Below are 21,313 nucleotides of genomic sequence, written 5' to 3' on the forward strand. Positions count from 1 at the left end.
CGCAAGTGTGCCGGACCGGCCTGACCTGCGGCGGTGGGGGACCGGCGGAGAGTCCGGGTGGGGCTAGCCGAGGGCCAGGTCGGGCTCGTCGGTGGGGAGGCCGGGGCGGACGCCGGGGATCTTGTACTCCTCGGTCAGCGAGGTCATCGGGCCCGGCCAGGCGGCCTGGGCGACCTCGATCGGCTTGTGCTCGGCGTCGTACGCGATGTGCAGCAGCACCAGGACGGGCGTGTCGGGGCGGATCTGCAGCAGCTCCGCCTCCTCGCGGGTGGGGAGGCGGGCGCTGACCTGGTCGCGGGCGCTCGTGTAGCGGCGGCCCGTCTCGGCCTCGACCTCCTGGTACAGCGGGCGGTCGAACACGTCGGGGCGCTCGATGGAGGTGCCGCGGACGTCGGCGGGGCGGAACCAGGAGGCGCCGACCTCGACCGGGGCGTCGCCGGTGCGGACGAGGTGGCGGCGGACGAGCAGGTGGACACCGACGTCGATGCCGAAGGCCTCGGCGACGTCCGGGGGGCAGGGCATGGCGCCGACCTGCATCAGGTGCTGGCGGTAGCGGGCGGCGAGCTCGGCGTGGTAGCCGCGCTCCGCGCCGTAGCGCCCGCGGGAGAGCCGGTTCATCCGGCGCTTCGTGCCGCGGACGAACGTCCCCGAACCGGGACGGGTGATCAGCAGGCCCTCGATCCGCAGCTGGTCGATGGTGCGCTGGACGGTCTGCTTGGCGACCCCGAACTGGGTGGCGAGCGACGGGATCGACGGCAGTCGCTCACCGGGGGCCCAGTCGCCCCGGTGGATCCGGGCCCGGAGCTGCGCGGCGATCTGCCGGTGCGGGAACTCCGCGGCCCCAGGGTTGATGGTCATACATAGAAGACTAGCCTCCTAGGAAGCTGGAGGCAAGGTGGTTCACGGAACACGTCATGCGCCACATGATGGGAAGTGGCTACTGAGGCATGGGAGCGGGCCTCGTACTGTGGCTGCATGCAGGTGACTCAGTCCGCGAAGCTGGCCAACGTCTGTTACGACATCCGCGGACCGGTCATGGCCGCCGCCAAGCAGATGGAGGCCGAAGGCCACCACATCCTGAAGCTCAACATCGGCAACCCGGCGCCGTTCGGGTTCGATGCGCCGGAGGAGATCCTCCAGGACGTCATCCTGAACCTGCCCTCCGCCCACGGCTACGGCGACTCCAAGGGCCTGCTGTCGGCCCGGCGCGCGGTCGTGCAGTACTACCAGCAGAAGCAGGTCTACGGCGTCGACATCGAGGACGTGTACCTCGGCAACGGCGTCTCCGAGCTCATCGTGATGGCGCTGCAGGCGCTGCTGGACAACGGCGACGAGGTGCTGATCCCCTCGCCGGACTACCCGCTGTGGACCGCGTCGGTCAGCCTGTGCGGCGGGCGGGCCGTGCACTACATCTGCGACGAGACCAACGACTGGATGCCGGACGTCGACGACATCGCCAAGAAGGTCACGCCGCGCACCAAGGCGATCGTCGTCATCAACCCGAACAACCCGACCGGCGCGGTGTACTCGCGGGAGATGATCGAGCGGATCACCGAGGTCGCCCGCCGGCACAACCTGCTGGTCTTCTCCGACGAGATCTACGACAAGATCCTCTACGACGACACGACGCACGTGTCGACGGCCGCAGTCGCGCCGGACCTGCTGACGCTCACGTTCAACGGGCTCTCCAAGGCGTACCGGGTGGCGGGCTTCCGCACCGGCTGGCTGGTGCTGTCGGGACCGAAGCAGCACGCGACCAGCTACATCGAGGGCCTGGACATCCTCGCCAACATGCGGCTGTGCCCCAACGTGCCGACGCAGCACGCCGTGCAGACGGCGCTCGGCGGGTACCAGAGCATCAACGACCTCATCCTGCCCGGGGGCAGGCTGCTCGCCCAGCGTGACATCGCGTGGCGGATGCTGAACGAGATCCCGGGCGTGTCGTGCACGAAGCCGCAGGGCGCGCTCTACATGTTCCCGCGGATCGACCCCGAGGTGCACCCGATCAAGGACGACCTGCAGTTCGCGCTCGACCTGCTCCGCAAGGAGAAGCTCATGGTCGTGCAGGGCACCGGGTTCAACTGGCACAATCCGGACCACTTCCGGATCGTGACGCTGCCGCGGGTGTCCGACCTGGAGGACGCGATCGGGCGGATCGGCCGCTTCCTCAGCACGTACCGCCAGGTCTGACCAACGTAGCCGCTACCAAGCGCCCGTCGCGGAAGGGCCGGCCTGGCCCCCGCGGCGGCGCAGGTACTTCTCGAACTCCTGCGCGATCTCGTCGCCCGACAGCGGCTGCAGGCCCGCGTCGCCGGAGCGCTCCTCCAGCTCGCGGACATACTCGGCGAGCTCGGCGTCCTGCTCGGCGGCCTGCTTGAGCCGCTCCTCCCACTCCGAGGACTCCTTCGCCAGGTCGCCGGTCGGCACCGGCAGGTCCAGGACCTCCTCGACGCGGTGCAGCAGCGCGAGGGTCGCCTTCGGGCACGGCGGGTTGTTGGCGTAGTGCGGCACGTGCACCCAGAAGGACACAGCCTCCAGGTCGGCGCGGGCGCACGCGTCGTGCAGGACCCCCACGATGCCGGTCGGTCCCTCGTACCGCGTGGGCGTCAGGCCGAGCCGCTCGCCGGCGTCGCCGGTGGTGGCGCCGCGGGGCGCGGAGCCGCTGACGGGCAGCGGGCGGGTGTATGGCACGTCGGCGAGCAGGGCGCCGAGCAGCACGATCCGGCTCACCTCGAGGCTGTGGCAGACCTCGAGGACCTGCTCGCAGAACGTGCGCCACCGCATGCTCGGCTCGATCCCGCGGATGAGGACGATGTCACGCTCCGCATCGGGCGGCGTGGCCACCGAGAAGCGGGTGGTGGGCCACTCGATGCGGCGGGTCTCGCCCTCGGACATCATCACCGTCGGCCGGTTGACCTGGAAGTCGTAGAAGTCCTCCGGGTCGAGCGAGGCGATGGGCTCGGCGCCCCATTCCTGTTCGAGGTGCTCGACGACGGCGGTCGACGCGTCGGCAGCGTCGTTCCACCCTTCGAACGCGGCAATCGCGACAGGGGAGCGCAGCACGGGCAGGCCGTCGAACTCGGTCACGGTCCCAGCCTACGTTGGACACCGCCGGATGGCTTGCCGGCCGCGCCCAGGGTGTCGATTTTCAAGATCACGTCCGGTCCGGCCGGCGGCGAATACCCTGGGTCGATGCGATGGCTGATGTACGGGGCGGGTGCGGTCGGCGGTGTGGTCGCGGGCCGGCTGGCGATGGCCGGGCACGACGTGGCGGTCGTCGCGCGGGGCGCGCACCTGGCGGCGATCCGCCGCGACGGGTTGACGCTGCGCCAGCCGTCGGGTGACACGGTCGTCAAGCTCGACGCGGTCGAGCACCCGGGGGACACGCACAAGGACGTCGTCGTGCTCGGCATGAAGAGCATGGACACCGCCGCCGCGCTGGTCGCCCTCGAAGGGTTCGACGGGCCGGTCGTGTGCCTGCAGAACGGGGTCGCCAACGAGCGCGCCGCCCTGCGGCACTTCGCCCGCGTGTACGGCGTCCACGTGATCCTGCCCGGCAGCCACCTGGAGCCCGGCGTGGTGACCGCGCACTGCGCCCCGGTCCCCGGCATCCTCGACCTCGGCCGCTTCCCGTCCGGCAGCGACGCGACCGCGCAGGCCCTGGCCCGTGACCTGGAGTCGGCCGGGTTCGTGTCGCAGCCGCGGCCGGACATCATGCGCTGGAAGTACCGCAAGCTGCTGATGAACCTCGGCAACGCCGTGGAGGCGCTGTGCGGCCGGGTCGACGGCGTCGACGAGGCGGCCGAGCCGGTCCGGGCGGAGGGCGAGGCGGTGCTGCGGCACGCGGGGATCGACGTGGCGTCCGCGGCGGAGGACCGGGAGCGCCGCGGCGACATCATGCGCTGGCCCGGGGGCGTGGGGCGGGCCGGCGGGTCGTCGTGGCAGAGCCTGGCCAGGGGCACCGGCACCGTGGAGGCCGACTACCTCAACGGCGAGATCGTGCTGCTCGGCCGCCTGCACGGGGTGCCGACCCCGGCGAACGAGACGGCGCGGCGGCTCGTGCAGCGGGCGGCCCGGTCGGGCGCACGGCCGGGCTCGATGACGCCGGCGGAGTTTCTGCACGCCGTGAGCTTGAGCACGAATGACGGACGGTGACCGCCCCGCTCAGGCAGGATCCGTCAGGTGGCTTCTGACGACCGGCTCGCGGCCGTGCTCTTCGACATGGACGGCACCCTCGTCGACAGCGAGAAGGTGTGGTCCGTCGGCCTGACCGAGCTCGCCGCGCACTACGGCGGTGAACTGTCCGCGCAGGCCAGGCACGCGATGGTCGGCAGCAACATGACCGACTCGATGCGGCTGCTGCACGCCGACCTCGGCCTGCCGGCCAGCATCAGCACCGACGCGAGCGTCCGGTGGCTGGAGGCGCGGGTGAAGGAGCTCTTCCACGGTGGCGTCGAGTGGCGTCCCGGCGCGAAGGAGCTGCTCGCCGCGCTGCGTGCGGAGGGTGTACCGCTCGCGCTGGTCACCGCCACGCACCGGCACCTGGTGGACGTGGCCCTGCTGACGATCGGGGCGGACAACTTCGACGCGGTCGTCGCCGGCGACGAGGTGGACCAGACGAAGCCGCACCCGATGCCGTACCTGACGGCGGCGCGGCTCGTCGGGGCGGTCGCGATGGACTGCGTCGCGGTGGAGGACTCGCCGAACGGCGTGCGCAGCGCCCGGGCCGCCGGCTGCGCGGTCCTCGCCGTGCCGTGCGAGGTCGACCTGGACCCCACCGGCGTGACCCTCGTCGAGTCCCTGCTCGACGTCGACGTCGCTTACCTGCGCAAACTGGTCGCGTAGCGGCGCGCGCCGGCGGCGGGACGGCGTCCGGTCTTCGGTCGCCTGGCGAGGTCGCGGATCACTGTGCGGACCGGTCGCGCCGCGGGTGTCCGTACCGACGCGGAAACCGGAAACGGAGAAGGGGCGCCTCCCCGAGCAGGCGCCCCTTGGTCCGTGCGACGTGGTCAGTCGTGCGCAATCGCCTGCAGGACGTTGACCCGCGAGGCCCGGATCGACGGCAGGATCGCCGCGAGGACCCCGACCAGGGCGGCGAGCAGCAGGTACGTCGCCATCTGCGTCCACGGGAAGGCCATCTTCGAGAAGCCGTCGTCCTTCAGCGCCCGGACCACGGCCGCGCCGAGGCCGGTGCCGACCGCGAGGCCGAGCAGCGCGCCGAACGTGGAGATGACGACCGCCTCGACGGTGACCATCCGCATCGTCTGCGCCCTGCGCATCCCGATGGCGCGGAGCAGCCCGAGCTCGCGGGTCCGCTCCAGCACCGACAGGGCGAGGGTGTTGACGATGCCGAGGACCGCGATGAGGATCGCCAGCGCCAGCAGGATCTGGATCATGGTGAGCAGCTGGTCGAACTGCGCGGACTGCGCGTCGACGAACTCGGCCCGGTTCGCGACCGACACCTCCGGGTTGTCGACGAGCAGCTGGTCGACCTGCCGCTGGATGTCGGCGACCGCGGTGCCCTCGGTGACCCTGATGTAGCCCCAGGACGGCTGGGGACTGCGGAAGTCCTTCACCACGTCACCGGAGACGATGGTGCCGCCCATGACGTCGCTGCGCTTGTACAGGCCGACGACGGTGACCGTGTGCGGCGCGCCGCGGCTGAACTGGATCGTCATCGTCGAGCCGAGCTTCAGGCCGCGCTTCTGCGCGTTCTCGGTGTCCACGACGGCCTGGTTCGGGCCAGTCCAGTTGAGCGTGCCCTCGGTCGGGGTCATCTTGAACATGCCGGCGTAGGCGGCCATGTCGGATGTCGCGGAGATGCCGGTGCCGCCGCCGCCCTCCAGCTGCCCGAAGTCCCAGTACTCGCTGGCGGTGCTGGCCACGCCGGGCAGCTTCGCCGCGGCGTCCATCACGGCCGGGTCGAACTTCGCCGGCCCGTTGTCGTCGCCGTCGCCGGAGATGATCAGGTCGACGGTGACCTGGGTCGCGGCCTGCGACGACAGGCTCTGCTTCGCCGAGGCGAGGATGACGTTGACGCCGGTGATCAGGGCGAGGCCGACCATGAGCGCGGCCGCGGTGATCGCGGTGCGCCGCGGGTTGCGGCCCGAGTTGAGCCGGCCCAGCTTGCCCGGCACCGACCAGGAGAACAGCCGGCCGAGCAGCGCGACCACCGGCCGGGCCAGCAGCGGCGTGAGCAGCGCGACGCCGATGAAGCTGATCAGGACGCCGCCGAGGATGAGCCACAGCGTGTTGTCGCCCTGACCGGCGAGGCCGAGGCCGAGCATGGTGCCGCCGGCCGCGCCGATGAGGGCGCCGCTGACGGTGAGCTTGGTCAGCGGGCGGTCCGGGGTCGCGACCTCCTGCAGCGCCGCGATCGGCGGGATGCGGGAGGCGCGCAGCGCCGGCAGGACCGCGGCGACGACCGTCACCAGCAGACCGACGACGAACGCGCTGATCACGGCGGCGGCGGGCACGCCGACGCTGGCGAGGGCGACGCCGCTGACGTTGCCGAACACCCAGGCGAGCAGGACACCGACGCCGACGCCGGCGGCGAGGCCCAGGACCGAGGCGATGAGCCCGATCGCGACCGCCTCGATGATCACCGAGCCGAGCGTCTGGCCGCGGCTGCCGCCGAGGGCCCGCATCAGCGCCAGCTCACGCGTCCGCTGCGCGACGATGATCGAGAACGTGTTGAGGATGAGGAACGTGCCGACGAACAGGGCGACACCCGCGAAGCCGATCAGGACGTTGTTGAAGAACGACAGCCCCTCCCGGAAGTCCTTCGTCGTCTCGTCCTGCAGCTGCTTGCCGGTCTTGACCTGGAACCCGCCGGCCTGGCCGCTCTCGCCGCCGAGCGCGGCGGCGACGTCGGCGCGCAGCTGGTCGTGGCTGACGCCGGGCGCCGCGGTGACCTTCAGCGAGCTGTACACGTCCTTCTCGCCGAGCATCAGCTCCTGCGCGACCGGCGTGGTGAAGAAGACCTCGAGCGAGCCGCCGAGGGAGTCACGGTCGCCGCTGTAGCCGACGATGCCGACGAGCTTGAACACCTTCTTGCCGGGCTGCAGCGTCAGTACGCCGACGTCGTCGCCGACCTTGATGCCGGCGGCCTTCGCCGTGGTCGCGTTGACCACGATCTCGTCGTCGGCCTGCGGGCCGCGGCCCTCCCGCAGCTGCATCAGGTCGGACGTGCCGACCCAGTTCTCGCCGAGGCGCGGCGGGCCGAACGTGGTGACGACCTTGCCGTTCTTGCCGATGACGCGGGCGCCGTCGGAATTGGCCTCGCCGACGACCTTCGCGACGCCGGGCACGTTCTTCACCTTGTCCAGCGTCGCCGCCGGGATGTTCGACGCCTGCGACGGCCCCATGTCCTGGCCGTCGACCTTCGGCTTCTGGGTCACCTGGACGTCGGTGTCCTCGAACACCGACGCGAACAGGCTGTCGAACGAGCGTCCCATCGTGTCGGTGAGCACGAACGCCCCGGACACGAACATCACCCCCAGCACGACGGCCAGCCCGGACAGGACCAGCCGCAGCTTGCGGGAGAGCAGGCTCTTCAGTGTGGCGCGCAGCATCGTCAGGCCGCCTTGTCGAGACGCTTGAGACGGTCGAGGACGGCGTCGGCGGTCGGCGCGTACAGCTCGTCGACGATGTGCCCGTCGGCGAGGAACACGACCCGGTCGGCGTAGGAGGCGGCGTTCGGGTCGTGGGTGACCATGACGATGGTCTGGCCGAAGTCGCGGACCGAGTTGCGCAGGAACGCGAGGACCTCGGCGCCGGACCGCGAGTCGAGGTTGCCGGTCGGCTCGTCGGCGAAGATGACCTCCGGCCGGGACACGAGCGCCCGCGCGCACGCGACCCGCTGCTGCTGGCCGCCGGACAGCTGGCTCGGCCGGTGCTTGAGCCGGTCCCGCAGGCCGACGGTCTCGATCACGGTGTTGTACCAGGCGGCGTCCGGCTTCCTGCCCGAGATCGACAGCGGCAGCAGGATGTTCTCCTCGGCGGTCAGCGTCGGCAGCAGGTTGAACTGCTGGAAGATGAACCCGACCTTCGTGCGGCGCAGGTTCGTCAGGCCCCGGTCCGACAGGCCGGTGATCTTCGAGTCGCCGATGTAGACCTCGCCGCGCGACACGGCGTCCAGCCCGGCCAGGCAGTGCATGAGCGTCGACTTGCCCGAGCCCGACGGGCCCATGATCGCGGTGAACCGGCCCTTCTCGAGCTCCACGGAAACGCCGCCGAGCGCGTTGACCTGCGCCTCGCCCGTGCCGTAGACCTTCCAGACGTCGACCGCCTTCGCGGCCACCTCGGTGCGCGTCGCAACCGATGCAGTCATGATTCCCCCTGGTGAATGGTGTGCCTTCATCCTCGGGGCGGTTCCGGCTCGTCTCGTCCGCCCGCAGGGCGACCCGACCACCGGTTTTGGGCGGGGGTTTGGCCCGGAGCGGAAATCAGGGTCAACCCCTAGCCCGCCTTTCTCAGCCTTCACAGAAAGGGCTCCGGAAAAGCGGAAAAGCCGGTCGGGGGAGACCCCCGACCGGCTTTTGTCAGCGCTGGTGCCTATTCATACGCGATGGCGTTGAGCACGTTGAGGCGCACCGCCCGGATCGCGGGGATCAGGCCGGCGACCGCGCCGACGACGAGCGCCCCGATGATGTAGGCGATCATGTACCCCCAGGGCAGCGTGACCGCGCCGAAGCCGATCACCGACTTGAGGGCGGTGACCGTCGCCGCGCCGAGCCCGACCCCGACGACGAGCCCGAGCACCGTGCCGAACAGCGTGATCACCACGGACTCGATCGTCACCATCGACCACGTCTGCCGGCGCCGCAGGCCGATCGCCCGCAGCATCCCCAGCTCCCTGGTCCGCTCGATCACCGACAGCAGCAGCGTGTTGATGACCCCGAGCACCGAGATGCCCAGCGCGATGAACAGCAGCACCTGCACGATGACCAGCGCCACGTCGAACTGCTGCCGGCTGGAGCCGACGAGCTCGTCCTTCGTCTGGACGCTGACCTCGGGGTTGTTCTTCAGCACCCCTTCGACCGCGGCCTTCGCGTCGGCGATCGTGACCCCGTCCTTGACCTTGACCATGGCCTGGATCGGCTGCGGGAACGCGAACCCGGTCTGCGCGTCGGCGTTGGAGATGACGACGCCGTTGCCGTTGCTGGTCGAGTTGCTGATCCCGACCATCGTCAGCGTCTTCGTCTGCCCCTTCGCGAACGTCACCGTGATGGTGGTGCCGACCGTGTACTTGCGGTCCTTCGCGGTCTTCTCGTCGGTGGTGAACTCGCCGCTGGCGAGGCGGTCGATCCGGCCCGCGACCGGCCGCAGCTTCAGGACGGTGATCGCGGCCGACGAGTCGTCGTAGGCGAACACGAAGTCCTGCTTGCCGTTGACCTGCACGCCGTCGTAGGTCACGGCGGCGACCGTCTGCGCCTGCGGCAGCGCCTTGATCTGCGTGAGCTCGTCGGGCTGGATGACCGGCGGCACGTCGGACGTCTGCTGCCCGTAGACGACGAGGTCGGCCTGCAGGTCCTTCTCCACCGACTCGCCGATCGCCGTCGACAGCGACGAGAAGATCGTCGAGATCATCGTGATGATCGCGATGCCGATCATGACCGCGCCGGCCGTGATCGCGGTGCGCCGCGGGTTGCGCGACGAGTTACGCCGCCCAAGCCTGCCCGGCACCGAGAAGGAGAACACCGCGCCGAGCCCGGCGACCAGCGGCCGGCTGACCATCGGCGCGAGCAGCGCCACGCCGATCAGCGTCAGCAGCACCCCGCCGAACACCAGCAGCAGCGTCGCGTCGCCGGCGCCGGCCAGGCCCCACGACAGCGAGCCGACACCGACCGCGGTGACGACGGCACCGGCGATGGTGATGCCGGTCAGCGGCTTGTCCGTCGTCGCCGCGTCCCGCATCGCCGCGATCGGCGCGACCCGGGCCGCCTTGATCGCAGGCAGCACCGCCGAGATCATCGTGACCAGGATGCCGATCGTGAACGACGTCACGATCGCGGCCACCGGCAGCCCTAGGCCCGCGGACTCCATGTTGGCCAGGGCCGTGAACGCGCTCGCCCCGACCGCGCCGAGCCCCATGCCGACCAGGAACCCGAACAGCGACCCGACGACGCCGATGAGCAGCGCCTCCAGCAGCACCGACCGGATGATCTGCCAGCGGCTCGCGCCCATCGCCCGCAGCAGCGCCAGCTCCCGCGTCCGCTGCGACACGATGATCGAGAACGTGTTGAGGATCAGGAACACGCCGACGAGCAGCGCGATCGTGCCGAACCCGAGGAAGAAGTAGTTGAAGTACTTCAGCAGCCCCCGGATCGCCTCGCTGGACGCCTTCGACAGCTCCTCACCGGTCTGCACGGTGAACGTGGGGCCGAGCGCCGCCTTGATGTTGTCGCGCAGCTGGTTGTCGGTGACGCCCGAGTTGCCCTTGACGTCGATGACGTTGAACACGCCCGGCTCGCCGAGCATCACCTTCTGCGCGGTCGCCTCGGTGAACAGCACCGTCGTCTCGCCGGCCATCGAGTCGCGGCCGCCCGCGTACTGCATGATGCCGGTGATCTTGTAGGTCTTGCGGGCCTCGGCGCGGGCGATGATGTCGACGGAGTCGCCGACGGCGAACTTCCCCAGCTTCGCCAGCCCGTTGTTGATGACGATCTCGTCCGCGGCCGCCGGCGCCTTCCCGGCGATCAGCTTCGTCAGCTCGTCCTCGCCGGTCCAGCTGCCGCCGAACTGCCCGGACTGGCTGATGACCACCTTGCCGTTCTTGCCGACGACGCGGGCGCCGGTGACGAACACCTGGCCGGTCGCCGAGCGCACCCCGTCGACCTTCTCGACCCGCGCCACCTCGTCGGCCGGGATCGGCAGGATCGCCTGGCTGTTGCCGGACGCCTCGTCGGCCGTCTGCGACTTCGCCGACACCTGCACATCGGTGTAGCTGTAGATGTTGGAGAACACGTTGTCGAACGTGCGGCCCAACGTGTCGGTGAGCACCAGCGACCCCGACACGAACATGACCGACAGCACCACGGCGAGGGTCGACAGGATCAGCCGGAGCTTGCGCGCCAGCAGGCTCTTGAGCGTCGCGCGCAGCACGGCTCAGCCCGCCTGCGGCGCGTCGGTGGCGCTCTCGACCCTGTTTTCCAGGTGGGCGTCCAGGCCCTTGAGCTTGTCCAGCACCGCGTCGGCGCTCGGGGACAGCAGCTCGTCGACGACCCGGCCGTCGGCCAGGAAGATGACCCGGTCGGCGTAGGAGGCCGCATTCGGGTCGTGCGTCACCATGACGATCGTCTGCCCGAACTCGCGCACCGAGTTGCGCAGGAACGACAGCACCTCCGCCCCCGACCGCGAGTCGAGGTTGCCCGTCGGCTCGTCGGCGAAGATGACCTCCGGCCGCGCCACCAGCGCCCGCGCGCAAGCGACACGCTGCTGCTGGCCGCCGGACAGCTGGCTCGGCCGGTGCTTCAGCCGGTCCCGCAGCCCCACCGTCTCGATCACCGTGTCATACCACTTCGGGTCGGCCTTGCGACCCGCGATCGACAGCGGCAGCAGGATGTTCTCCTCCGCCGTCAGCGTCGGCAGCAGGTTGAACTGCTGGAAGATGAACCCGACCTTGGTCCTGCGCAGGTTGGTCAGGTCCCCGTCGGACATCCCCGTGAGCCGGGTGTCACCGACGAAGATCTCACCGCGCGTCACCGAGTCGAGCCCGGCGAGCGTGTGCATCAACGTCGACTTGCCGGACCCGGACGGGCCCATGATCGCGGTGAACTGCCCGCGCTCCAACTCGACGCTCACCCCGTGCAGCGCGATGACCTGGGCCTCGCCGCTGCCGTACACCTTCCACACATCCACCGCGCGGGCGGCGACCGCCTGCCCGGTCGTGACTGTCGTGGTCACGCTCGATCCCCCTCTGGTTTCGTGAATGCACTCACGCTACGGGGTGATCGTGGGTGTGCCGTCCTCCCGGGGTGCCGGTCGGGGGTACTCCTTGGGAAGGAGACCTATGATCCCGGTCGGACCAGACCCGTCTCGTACGCGAGGACGACGGCCTGGACGCGGTCCCTGAGGCCGAGTTTCGTCAGCACGTGCCCGACGTGCGTCTTCACCGTCGTCTCGCTCACCGACAGCGCCCGCGCGATCTCCGAGTTCGACAGCCCCCGCGCCAGCTGCACCAGGACCTCCCGCTCCCGGTCCGTCAGCACCCGCAGGTCCCGCGGCGGCTCCGCGTCCGGGTCGGGCAGCGCGTCGGCGAACTTGTCCAGCAGCCGCTTCAGGATCCGCGGCGCGACGACCGCCTCACCGGCCGCCACCGTCCGGATCGCGGTGACCAGGTCGTCGGCGGGCACGTCCTTCGCCAGGAACCCGCTCGCGCCGGCCCGCAGCGCGCCCACCACGTACTCGTCGAGGTCGAACGTGGTCAGGATCAACACACGCACGGGCAGCTTCGCCTCGACGATCGCCCGGGTCGCCGCCACGCCGTCCATGCGGGGCATCCGGATGTCCATCAGCACCACGTCGGGCAGCAGCCGCCGGGCCAGCTCGATCGCCTCGACGCCGTCACCCGCCTCCGCGACGATGTCGAGGTCCGCCTCGCCGCCGAGCACCATCCTGAACCCGGTGCGCAGCAGCGGCTGGTCGTCCACGAGCAGGAGCCGGATAGGCCTCTCGTTCAAGCTCTGCGCCTTTCCTATGCGGGCAGCCGTTCCACGCTGTCCGCATGCTGTTCGATGGGGATCCTCGCGTGCACACGGTAACCCCCGCCGGGCCGCGGCCCGGTGCGCAGCGTCCCCCCGTACAACATGACCCGCTCCCGCATGCCCAGCAGTCCGTGCCCGATCGCGGCGGTGCCCAGCTGCGGCCCGCGTCCGGTGTCGCACACCTCCACGACCACGTCCGAGCGGCTGAACACCATCCTCACCTCGACCGTCGCCGCGCCGGCGTGCTTCAACGCGTTCGTCAGCGCCTCCTGCACGATCCGGTAGATCGTCAGCGCGATGCCCGGGTCCAGCTGTCCCGGCACGCCCTCCACCCGCAGCACCGCCTGCAGACCGGCCTCCCGGATCTGCTCCACCAGCCCCTCCACGCCGGCGAGCCCCGGCTGCGGCGCCAGCTCACCGGCCGGCTCCGCCTCCGTGCGCAGCACCGTCAGCAGCCGCCGCATCTCCCGTAACGCGGTCCGGCCGGTCTCCTCGATCGTCGCGAGCGCTTCGTCCGCGGCGCCCGGATCCCGCTGCAGCATCCGCCGCGACCCGGTCGCGAGGACCCCCATCACGCTCACGTGGTGCGCCACGACGTCGTGCAGCTCCCGCGCGATCCGCCGCCGCTCGTCGGCCACCGCCTGCTCCGTCAGCGCCCGCTGGCTCGTCTCCGCCGTCCTCGCCCGATCCTCCAGCGCCGCCACATACGCCCGCCGCGTCGCCATCATCCGCCCGACCGTGAAGCACACCGCCGCGCTCATCGCGTTGAACAGCAGGAAGACCTGGGGCGTCAGCCCGAGCGGCTCGTCATTGGTGCGCCCCAGCACCGTCGCCAGCACCATCCCCGGCGCCCAGATCAGCAGCCCGGCCGCGATCGCCCGCCGCAACGGCAGATACGCCGCCGCCGTGTACGTGAGGACGATCACGGCGAACCCGCCGTACATCACCGGCAGCACCCCGAGGAACGGCACCACGGTGTGCGCCGCCGTGAACCACACCGCCCCCCACAGCCACCGCCGCCGCACCGCCACCGCCAGCAACCCGACCGTGTCGAACGTCACCTGCAGGGCCAGGTTGCCGGCATCGAGCACCTGCTCCGCGAGCGCCGTCGAACTCCCGCTGACCACAGCGAGCACGACCGCGAGCACGATGTCCTGCACCAACGGGTCCGCTCGGCGGCTCAACACGCGCTTCAGCACTCTTCGTACGCTATCGGCTCCAACCCTGGTTGGATTCGTCGCCGCGTCCGACCCGCGCCTCCTGCTTGAGGATGAGACGCCCGTCCCCCCACCTACTGCGACGCGACGTCCGCGCCCGCGTGATCCAAGGCCGGATCCGGTCGTCCCGGCGGCCAGAACCGTCCTTCGATCAATCAGCCCGCGCCCCGCAGCGGCACGGCACTGGCACCCGACCCCCCCCTGCAGCAACTCGAGCGCTGACGGATGCGAGGTTCGTGATTGGAGATCGAAGGCCGGTTCTGGTCGTGCTGGCGGCCGGGCCTGTCCTTCGATCAATCAGGCGGGGCTCGCAGCGGCATGGCAACCGGCTGGCACACGGCGGCTCGGGCAACTCGAGGCTGATCCGCGTGTCGACGGCCGTCGGGTCCGGTGCCGGGCCCGGGTTGGGCGCCGGAGCGGGGCCCGCCCCGGCCTGCCGCGGTGGCACGGTCAGCGGCTCGTCGAGCACGGACCGGGCGGCCGGGCTGGGATACGGACCCCGGCCACTCGGACGCGTCGCCGGGCTGCTCGCCGAGACGACCGAAGCCGGCCGGCTGACCGCGGCGGACTGCTGGCCGAGACGCGTGCGATGCTCACTCCCGTGCCATGCCCCTGCCCGCGCCGTGCGGTGCCGGGTCGCACCTGCGCCGCGCCCGGCCGGACCGCCCACATCTGATCCACGCCCGGGCTGCGGTTTGCCCACCGCATTCACCGGCTGCGCCCGACCCACGATCGCGACGGTCCGAACTCGCCCTGCCGCACCAGCGTCGCGCGGTGCCCGTGCCTGTGCCGTGCCCACACCCGCTCAGTGCCCACACCTGCTCAGTGTCCGCACCCGCGCAGTGCCGCGTCCGCACCCGCGTAGGCCCCCGCATCCGGCCCACAGTCGACCCGGGCCGTGTCTGTGCCGCGTCCGCGCTGTGGCCACACCCGTGCAATGCGCGTGCCGCACTTCGGCCAGGCTCACGGGACGAGCTAGGTCATCGTGCCGGGTGGCACCCGTCGCCGGGCGGCACGGGGATCGCCGCACCGGCCTGACGGAGTGAGCCTTCAGCGCATCGCGAGGCGCTCGGCCCCTGCCACCCCGCACCGCGTCCGGTCTCGATCCGGCCCGTGCCGATTCCGGGCGAGTCGAGCGACACACCGCCCGTCCCGCTCCATGTCACGCCCGTGCCCGCCTGCACCCGGCGCCGCCCCGGCACCGCGTGGTGCCCGGGTCGTGCTGCGCCGTGCCCGCGGGAGGACTTGGGGGCTGTGCCGACGCACCAAGTCACCGTGCCGGGTGGCACCCCTCACGGGACGGCGCTGGACTCGCCGCGCCGGCCTGACGGCGTGGGCCCTGAGCGGTGCGCGTCGACCTTGTCGCCCCGCACCGCGTCCGGGTTCGATCCGGAGGCGTGCCGTCCGCGCCGTGCCGGCCCCGAACGGGTCGACCGACACACCGCGCCGGGCCGAACCGGGAGTGGCGGCAAGGGTCACTCGTCGCGGCCCGCGGCGGGCTCCTCCTCCGTCGACAAGGGCAGCGCGGCAGCCGTCGCCGGCTCGGGGAACGGCGGCGGCGTCCCGCCGAACGCCGGGCACAGCGCCTGGTGGGCGCACCAGCCGCACAGCCGGCTCGGCTGGGCCCTGAAATCGCGCTCGGCCGTCGCCCGCTCGATCGCCTGCCACAGGGCCAGCAGCGTCCGCTCGAACCTGGCCAGCTCGTCGGCGTCGGGGGAGAAGTCGCAGACCTCGCGGTCCTTCAGGTACATGAGGCGTAACACGCGGGGCACCACGCCGCGGGTCCGCCACAGGACCAGCGCGTAGAACTTCAGCTGGAACATGGCGCGCGCCTCGAAGGCCTCGCGGGGCGCGCCGCCGGTCTTGTAGTCCACGACGCGGAGGTCGCCGGCGGGGGAGACGTCGAGGCGGTCGATGTAGCCGCGGATGACGAGCTTGCCGTCGACCTCGGCCTGGACGAACGCCTCCCGCTCCGCGGGCTCCAGCCGGTTGGGGTCCTCCACGGCGAAGTAGCCACCGAGCAGCTCGCGGCTGGACTCCAGGAACGCCTCCGTGTCCGCGAACAGGTCGGCGAGGCCCTCCTCGGTCTCCACGAGGCGCTGCCACTGCGGCGCGACGAGGGCGGCGGCCCGCTCGGGAGTGCGGCTGCCGCTCGGCTCCTCGAACAGCGCCTCCAGCACGGCGTGCACGAGCGTGCCTCGCATCTGGTCGGGCGTCGGGCGCTCGGGAAGCCTGTCGATGCTGCGGAACCGGTACAGCAGCGGACACGTCTTGAAGTCCGCGGCGCGCGACGGCGACAACGTAGGCAGGGTGGTGATGGTCTCCGTCATGCGTGGAAGGTTAGGCCACGGGTACGACAGTTTTCGCGGACCGACCCCTCGGCGCGGACTACACGTAGCATCATGGGCAATGGACGACTACCGCTCGGCACCCGCGCCGGCGTCGTCGGCTGCCCGGACCCGGCCGCCGGAGCGCGGCTCCGGGATCCCGCTGGGGCGGCTGTTCGGCGTCCCGATCTTCCTCGCCCCGTCCTGGTTGCTGCTCGCCGCGCTGATCACGCTGACGTATAGCCAGTTCCTGTCGGCGCAGCGGACGCTGCCGATGACGACCGGGTTCGTGCTGGGCTTCGGGTTCGTGGTGTGCCTGCTGCTGTCGGTGTTGCTGCACGAGCTCGGCCACGCGGTGACGAGCCGGCACAGCGGGATCGGTGTGAGCGGTATCACGCTGGAGATGCTCGGCGGCTACACGGAGATGGAGCGGGAGGCGCCGCGGCCGGGCGTGGAGCTGTTCGTGTCGCTCGCCGGGCCGGCCGTGTCGCTGCTGCTGGGACTGCTGGCGGGCGGCGTCGCGCTGGTGCTGCCGGCGCACAGCCTGGCCGAGACGTTCGCGTTCCAGCTGGCACTGAGCAACATCGTGGTGGCCGTGTTCAACGCGCTGCCCGGCCTGCCGCTGGACGGTGGGCGGGCGCTGCAGGCCCTCGTCTGGAAGATCAGCGGTGACCCGAATCTCGGCCGGCGGGTCGCCGGCTGGTCGGGGCGGCTGGTCGCGGTCGCCACCGCCGCCACCGTGGTCGTGCTGTACTCCCAGGGCGTCCTCGACAGGATCTTCGGCCTGCTCTTCACGCTGCTGGTCAGCATCACGATGTGGGTCGGCGCCGGTCAGGCGATCCGGCACGGGCGGGTCGCGTCGAGCCTGCCGCCGTTCAACGCGCGGGAGCTGGCCAGGCCGGTGATCCCCGTCGCCGCGGCCACGCCGCTGGCGGAGGCGGAGCGGATCGCCCAGCAGAGCGGCGGCCAGCCACTCGCCGTCGTGGACGGGGCCGGGGCGATGCTCGGGTTCGTGCACGGCGCCTCGGCACGGGCGGTCCCGGCGGAGCGCCGGCCGTGGGTGCCGATCGGCGACGTCACCCGCCGGATCGACGAGCACCACGTCCTGGCAGGGGATCTGCGGGGCACCGACCTGCTGCACGCCATCCGGGACGACCCGGGCGGCGACTACCTGGTGGTCTCGGGTGAGGATGTGCACGGCGTCCTGCGCGGCGCCGAGCTGCTCTCGTTGCTCGAAACACGCAGATCCACCAGCAGGCCCACCAGCAGAAGGAATCGCACGTGACTGTGTCCCTCGACCTCCCCACCACCCGCCGGGGACCCTTCCAGCCGGGTGACCGGGTCCAGTTGACCGACCCCAAGGGGCGGATGCACACGATCGTGCTCGAACCGGGCAAGGAGTTCCACACCCACCGCGGCGCCCTCCCGCACGACGACCTGATCGGCGCGCCCGACGGCAGCGTCGTGACGAGCGCCGGCGGCACGGCGTATCTCGCGCTGCGGCCGCTGCTGTCGGACTACGTGCTGTCCATGCCCCGCGGCGCCCAGGTCATCTACCCGAAGGACGCCGCGCAGATCGTCGCCATGGGCGACATCTTCCCCGGTGCCCGGGTCCTGGAGGCCGGGGCCGGCTCCGGCGCCCTCACCTGCTCACTGCTGCGGGCGGTCGGACCGAGCGGCAGCGTCACGTCGTACGAGATGCGCGAAGACTTCGCAGCGATCGCCAGGCGCAACGTCGAGGCCTTCCTCGGCGGGCCCCAGGCGGGGTGGACCTTGCGGGTAGGTGACGTAGCGGGCTGCGAAGATGTCGGTTTTGATCGGATAATCCTAGACATGTTGACCCCGTGGGAGATCCTGCCGCTCGTGTCACGGGCGCTGATCCCCGGCGGGGTGTTCATCGGCTATGTGGCGACCACGCCGCAGCTGTCCGAGCTGGTGGAGGCGCTGCGCGAGGACGGCGGCTACACGGAGCCCCGGGCTTGGGAGAGCCTGGTGCGTGACTGGCACGTCGAGGGTCTCGCGGTGCGGCCCGATCACAGGATGATCGCGCACACCGCGTTCCTCGTCAGTGCCCGGAAGCTGGCGCCGGGGGTGACGGCGCCGCCGCGGCGCCGCAAGCCGAGCAAGGGCGCCGAAGCGTATGCGGCGCGGCGGTTGGCAGCCGCCGCGGTCGCACGGGAGGAGGAGGCAAAGGATGAGCCGTCCGAGCTTCAGTGACCTACCTGCCGTATTTCCGGACTGGTCGCCCTATCCGGACCTCGAGTCGGCGGCCAGGGCATACCTGCGGGACCCGGACATCGCGCTCGACGCGATGGCCGGCGTCCTGCGCGGGCAGAGTGTGCTCGGTTTCACGCTCGAGCGGTTCGTCAACGACGTCAACGGGGTCTGGCAGGAGGTCGTCGTCTGCGACGGCACCCGGCTCATCCTGTGGCACGGCGAGGACATCCCGCCCGAGGAGGCGCCGCCGGGCTCGATGACGTCGTCGCTGCGGGTCGTGGCGCTGTCGGCGGTGACCGAGGTCGGCTGCCGCCGCCGGCTCAGCCGCAACCCCAACGGGCACGCGAGAGTAGACAGCGTCGATGTCTACCTGCTGCTGACCTCGCTCGACGAGGCGAACGTCGCCGCCGAGGAGGCCGGCTCGGTCATTCGCCACGACGCGTTGCGCTTCGGTAAAACTCTCGACGACGGCGGCGCCGGACAGATCGCCCGTTTGGAGGAGTTTGCCCGGCTGGTCTCTTCTCTCGTGGGCAAGCCGATGCTGTGAGGAATCAGTCGGCGTTGGGTCCGGCGACGGGCACGTCGTCGGCCGCCCGGTGCACGTGGATGCAGTCGCCGGGGCACTCCTTGGCCGCGTCGATGACCTCGAGCCGGAGGTGTTCGGGCACGTCGACGCGGGTGCCGGGGGCCAGCTGAAGCTCGCCGTCGGTCCCCTTCACATAGGCCAGACCATCGACGTCGAACTCGAATACCTCAGGCGCGTACTGCACACACAGGCCGTCACCGGTGCACAGGTCCTGGTCAACCCACACCTCAAGAGCGCTCACGCTGCAACATTACAGGGCTGGTGGAAAGCGCCTCCAGGCCGCACGATTTGTAAAAGCCCTGTGGCGCACGGGTTCGAAGGGGCCCAGACCGGCGAACAGCAGTTAGTGTTAGAGCACAACGTTCAAAGCCCCCGGGGAGGTGGGACGTGGCACGCAGCGACGACGCGGAGACGCGCGCCGCACGATGGGAGAAGGACGCCCACGATCTCTCCACGCAGGTCGCTTTCCTCCAGGAGGAACTCGCCCTGGTGCGGCGCAAGCTGACGGAAACCCCGCGACACGTGCGACAGCTCGAGGAGCGGCTTGCCGCAGCGCAGGCGCAGATTGCCCGGCTGACCGAAAACAACGAGCGGCTCGTGGCCACCCTCAAGGAGGCCCGCGCCCAGATCGTGACGCTGAAGGAGGAAGTTGACCGCCTGGCACAGCCGCCGAGCGGTTACGGCGTCTTCCTCGCCCGCCACGAAGACGGTTCCGTTGACGTCTTCACCGGTGGGCGCAAGCTGCGCGTGGCAGTTTCCCCGGCCATCGAGGTCGAGGAGCTGCGCCGAGGCCAGGAGGTCCTGCTCAACGACGCCCTGAACATCGTCGACGCGCTCGGGTTCGAGCGGGCCGGCGAGGTCGTCATGTTGAAGGAGATCCTGGAAGGTGGTGACCGCGCTCTCGTCATCTCGCACGCCGACGAGGAGCGGATCGTCCACCTGGCCGACACCCTCGCCGAAGCGCCGTTGCGCGCCGGCGACTCGCTCATGATCGAGCCCCGCTCGGCGTATGCCTACGAGCGGATCCCGAAGAGCGAGGTTGAGGAGCTGGTGCTGGAGGAGGTGCCCGACGTCGACTACACCGACATCGGCGGCCTCTTCTCGCAGATCGAGCAGATCCGCGATGCCGTGGAGCTGCCGTTCCTGCACGCGGAGCTGTTCCGCGAGCACCTGTTGCGTCCGCCGAAAGGCGTCCTGCTCTACGGCCCTCCCGGCTGTGGCAAGACGCTGATCGCCAAGGCGGTCGCCAACTCGCTGGCGAAGAAGATCGCCGAGCGACGCGGCGAGGAGCGCAGGACCAGCTACTTCCTCAACATCAAGGGTCCCGAGCTGCTCAACAAGTATGTCGGCGAGACCGAGCGGCACATCCGGCTGATCTTCCAGCGCGCCCGTGAGAAGGCGAGCGAGGGCACCCCGGTCATCGTGTTCTTCGACGAGATGGACTCGGTGTTCCGGACCCGTGGCTCGGGCGTCTCCTCCGACGTCGAAAACACGATCGTGCCTCAGCTGCTGAGCGAGATCGACGGCGTCGAGGGCCTGGAAAACGTCATCGTCATCGGCGCGTCCAACCGGGAAGACATGATCGACCCGGCGATCCTGCGCCCCGGCCGGCTCGATGTGAAGATCAAGATCGAGCGACCGGACGCCGAGGCGGCCAAGGACATCTTCTCCAAGTACATCCTCACCACCGTCCCGCTGCACAAGGACGACATCGCCGAGCACGACAACTCGCCCGAGGCGACGGTCGCGGCGATGATCGACGCGGTGGTCCTGCGGATGTACTCCGAGACCGAGGAGAACCGGTTCCTCGAGGTGACCTACGCCAACGGCGACAAGGAGGTCCTGTACTTCAAGGACTTCAACTCCGGCGCGATGATCCAGAACATCGTCGACCGGGCCAAGAAGATGGCGATCAAGGACTTCCTCAGCAACGGCCAGAAGGGCATGCGCCTCCAGCACCTGCTCGACTCCTGCGTTGACGAGTTCCGCGAGAACGAGGACCTTCCCAACACCACCAACCCCGACGACTGGGCCCGCATCTCCGGCAAGAAGGGCGAGCGGATCGTCTACATCCGCACGCTCGTCTCCGGCGGCAAGGGCGCGGAGGCCGGCCGGTCCATAGAGACCGCGACCAACACCGGCCAATATCTGTAACACCGCGACACCGGCGGGCGGCGACCTCGGCAGAGGCGCCGCCCGCTTCGCATGACCCCAGCAGCGCACCAGCAGCGCCCCAGGAGCCAGAGCCAAGAGCCAAGT

General features: G+C 70.6%; 17 protein-coding genes. 7 read left to right on the top strand and 10 right to left on the bottom strand.

The features are described 5' to 3' along the window. Nucleotides 1–63: 63 nt before the first annotated feature. Nucleotides 64–858, bottom strand: coding sequence for a GntR family transcriptional regulator (locus ABD332_RS13350; RefSeq protein WP_344502155.1), 795 nt, complete (start codon nucleotides 856–858; stop codon nucleotides 64–66). 117 nt (nucleotides 859–975) lie between these two features. Here ABD332_RS13350 and ABD332_RS13355 point away from each other — a divergent pair, with 117 nt between their 5' ends. After that, nucleotides 976–2,190 carry a pyridoxal phosphate-dependent aminotransferase gene (locus ABD332_RS13355; RefSeq protein ID WP_344502156.1) on the top strand — a complete coding sequence of 405 codons (1,215 nt, stop codon included), beginning with the start codon at nucleotides 976–978 and terminating at the stop codon, nucleotides 2,188–2,190. A gap of 12 nt (nucleotides 2,191–2,202) precedes the next feature. Here ABD332_RS13355 and ABD332_RS13360 read toward each other — a convergent pair whose 3' ends face one another. Continuing rightward, complete coding sequence (locus ABD332_RS13360; protein WP_344502157.1) at nucleotides 2,203–3,087, bottom strand: PAC2 family protein; 885 nt, start codon at nucleotides 3,085–3,087, stop codon at nucleotides 2,203–2,205. Nucleotides 3,088–3,192: 105 nt separating this feature from the next. Between ABD332_RS13360 and ABD332_RS13365 the strand changes: the two genes are divergently transcribed. Next, the gene (locus tag ABD332_RS13365; protein ID WP_344502158.1) at nucleotides 3,193–4,155 is read left to right on the top strand and encodes a ketopantoate reductase family protein; all 963 of its coding nucleotides are present in this window, start codon (nucleotides 3,193–3,195) and stop codon (nucleotides 4,153–4,155) included. A 54-nt stretch (nucleotides 4,156–4,209) separates the two neighbouring features. Beyond that, a complete protein-coding gene (locus ABD332_RS13370; RefSeq protein WP_344502341.1) occupies nucleotides 4,210–4,845 on the top strand; it encodes an HAD family hydrolase in 636 nt (211 codons plus the stop codon). A 164-nt stretch (nucleotides 4,846–5,009) separates the two neighbouring features. On the opposite strand, the gene ABD332_RS13375 is transcribed toward ABD332_RS13370, so the two are convergent. From ABD332_RS13375 to ABD332_RS13405, 7 genes are all read right to left on the bottom strand, one after another. Beyond that, the gene (locus ABD332_RS13375; protein WP_344502159.1) at nucleotides 5,010–7,574 is read right to left on the bottom strand and encodes an ABC transporter permease; all 2,565 of its coding nucleotides are present in this window, start codon (nucleotides 7,572–7,574) and stop codon (nucleotides 5,010–5,012) included. 2 nt (nucleotides 7,575–7,576) lie between these two features. Continuing rightward, the gene (locus ABD332_RS13380) at nucleotides 7,577–8,332 is read right to left on the bottom strand and encodes an ABC transporter ATP-binding protein (RefSeq protein WP_344502160.1); all 756 of its coding nucleotides are present in this window, start codon (nucleotides 8,330–8,332) and stop codon (nucleotides 7,577–7,579) included. Nucleotides 8,333–8,556: 224 nt separating this feature from the next. Further along, nucleotides 8,557–11,106 carry an ABC transporter permease gene (locus ABD332_RS13385; protein WP_344502161.1) on the bottom strand — a complete coding sequence of 850 codons (2,550 nt, stop codon included), beginning with the start codon at nucleotides 11,104–11,106 and terminating at the stop codon, nucleotides 8,557–8,559. Nucleotides 11,107–11,109: 3 nt separating this feature from the next. After that, entirely contained in the window at nucleotides 11,110–11,907 is a 798-nt protein-coding gene (locus ABD332_RS13390; RefSeq protein ID WP_344502162.1) for an ABC transporter ATP-binding protein, read from the bottom strand. Nucleotides 11,908–12,011: 104 nt separating this feature from the next. Next, a complete protein-coding gene (locus ABD332_RS13395) occupies nucleotides 12,012–12,617 on the bottom strand; it encodes a response regulator (RefSeq protein WP_425552192.1) in 606 nt (201 codons plus the stop codon). A gap of 80 nt (nucleotides 12,618–12,697) precedes the next feature. Beyond that, complete coding sequence (locus tag ABD332_RS13400; protein WP_344502164.1) at nucleotides 12,698–13,906, bottom strand: sensor histidine kinase; 1,209 nt, start codon at nucleotides 13,904–13,906, stop codon at nucleotides 12,698–12,700. 1,493 nt (nucleotides 13,907–15,399) lie between these two features. Further along, nucleotides 15,400–16,254 (bottom strand): RecB family exonuclease, encoded by an 855-nt coding sequence (locus ABD332_RS13405; RefSeq protein ID WP_344502165.1) that lies wholly within the window; start codon nucleotides 16,252–16,254, stop codon nucleotides 15,400–15,402. Between the two features lie 79 nt (nucleotides 16,255–16,333). Between ABD332_RS13405 and ABD332_RS13410 the strand changes: the two genes are divergently transcribed. From ABD332_RS13410 to ABD332_RS13420, 3 genes are read left to right on the top strand one after another with little or no spacing between them, the layout of a single operon-like run. Beyond that, nucleotides 16,334–17,536 carry a site-2 protease family protein gene (locus ABD332_RS13410; RefSeq protein ID WP_425552190.1) on the top strand — a complete coding sequence of 401 codons (1,203 nt, stop codon included), beginning with the start codon at nucleotides 16,334–16,336 and terminating at the stop codon, nucleotides 17,534–17,536. Beyond that, on the top strand, nucleotides 17,533–18,468 hold the full coding sequence (locus ABD332_RS13415; RefSeq protein WP_344502166.1) for a tRNA (adenine-N1)-methyltransferase: 936 nt from the start codon (nucleotides 17,533–17,535) through the stop codon (nucleotides 18,466–18,468). Before ABD332_RS13410 ends, ABD332_RS13415 begins: the two co-directional genes overlap by 4 nt. Then, nucleotides 18,446–19,015, top strand: a complete 570-nt coding sequence (locus ABD332_RS13420; RefSeq protein ID WP_033362888.1) for a hypothetical protein — start codon at nucleotides 18,446–18,448, stop codon at nucleotides 19,013–19,015. Before ABD332_RS13415 ends, ABD332_RS13420 begins: the two co-directional genes overlap by 23 nt. Before the next feature lie 4 nt (nucleotides 19,016–19,019). On the opposite strand, the gene ABD332_RS13425 is transcribed toward ABD332_RS13420, so the two are convergent. Next, nucleotides 19,020–19,295, bottom strand: coding sequence for a ferredoxin (locus ABD332_RS13425; protein WP_344502167.1), 276 nt, complete (start codon nucleotides 19,293–19,295; stop codon nucleotides 19,020–19,022). A gap of 146 nt (nucleotides 19,296–19,441) precedes the next feature. Between ABD332_RS13425 and arc the strand changes: the two genes are divergently transcribed. After that, on the top strand, nucleotides 19,442–21,208 hold the full coding sequence (gene arc, locus ABD332_RS13430; RefSeq protein WP_344502168.1) for a proteasome ATPase: 1,767 nt from the start codon (nucleotides 19,442–19,444) through the stop codon (nucleotides 21,206–21,208). The last annotated feature ends 105 nt before the right edge of the window (nucleotides 21,209–21,313 follow it).

This window comes from Dactylosporangium maewongense (assembly GCF_039531485.1).
GTDB lineage: Bacteria > Actinomycetota > Actinomycetes > Mycobacteriales > Micromonosporaceae > Dactylosporangium > Dactylosporangium maewongense.

What these genes read in the sequence shown, in the direction of transcription:
- ABD332_RS13350 (WP_344502155.1), bottom strand. Translation starts at nt 858, where the DNA reads ATGACCATCAACCCTGGGGCCGCGGAGTTCCCGCACCGGCAGATCGCC.
- ABD332_RS13355 (WP_344502156.1), top strand. Translation starts at nt 976, where the DNA reads ATGCAGGTGACTCAGTCCGCGAAGCTGGCCAACGTCTGTTACGACATC.
- ABD332_RS13365 (WP_344502158.1), top strand. Translation starts at nt 3,193, where the DNA reads ATGCGATGGCTGATGTACGGGGCGGGTGCGGTCGGCGGTGTGGTCGCG.
- ABD332_RS13375 (WP_344502159.1), bottom strand. Translation starts at nt 7,574, where the DNA reads ATGCTGCGCGCCACACTGAAGAGCCTGCTCTCCCGCAAGCTGCGGCTG.
- ABD332_RS13380 (WP_344502160.1), bottom strand. Translation starts at nt 8,332, where the DNA reads ATGACTGCATCGGTTGCGACGCGCACCGAGGTGGCCGCGAAGGCGGTC.
- ABD332_RS13395 (WP_425552192.1), bottom strand. Translation starts at nt 12,617, where the DNA reads ATGGTGCTCGGCGGCGAGGCGGACCTCGACATCGTCGCGGAGGCGGGT.
- ABD332_RS13405 (WP_344502165.1), bottom strand. Translation starts at nt 16,254, where the DNA reads ATGACGGAGACCATCACCACCCTGCCTACGTTGTCGCCGTCGCGCGCC.
- ABD332_RS13410 (WP_425552190.1), top strand. Translation starts at nt 16,334, where the DNA reads ATGGACGACTACCGCTCGGCACCCGCGCCGGCGTCGTCGGCTGCCCGG.
- ABD332_RS13420 (WP_033362888.1), top strand. Translation starts at nt 18,446, where the DNA reads ATGAGCCGTCCGAGCTTCAGTGACCTACCTGCCGTATTTCCGGACTGG.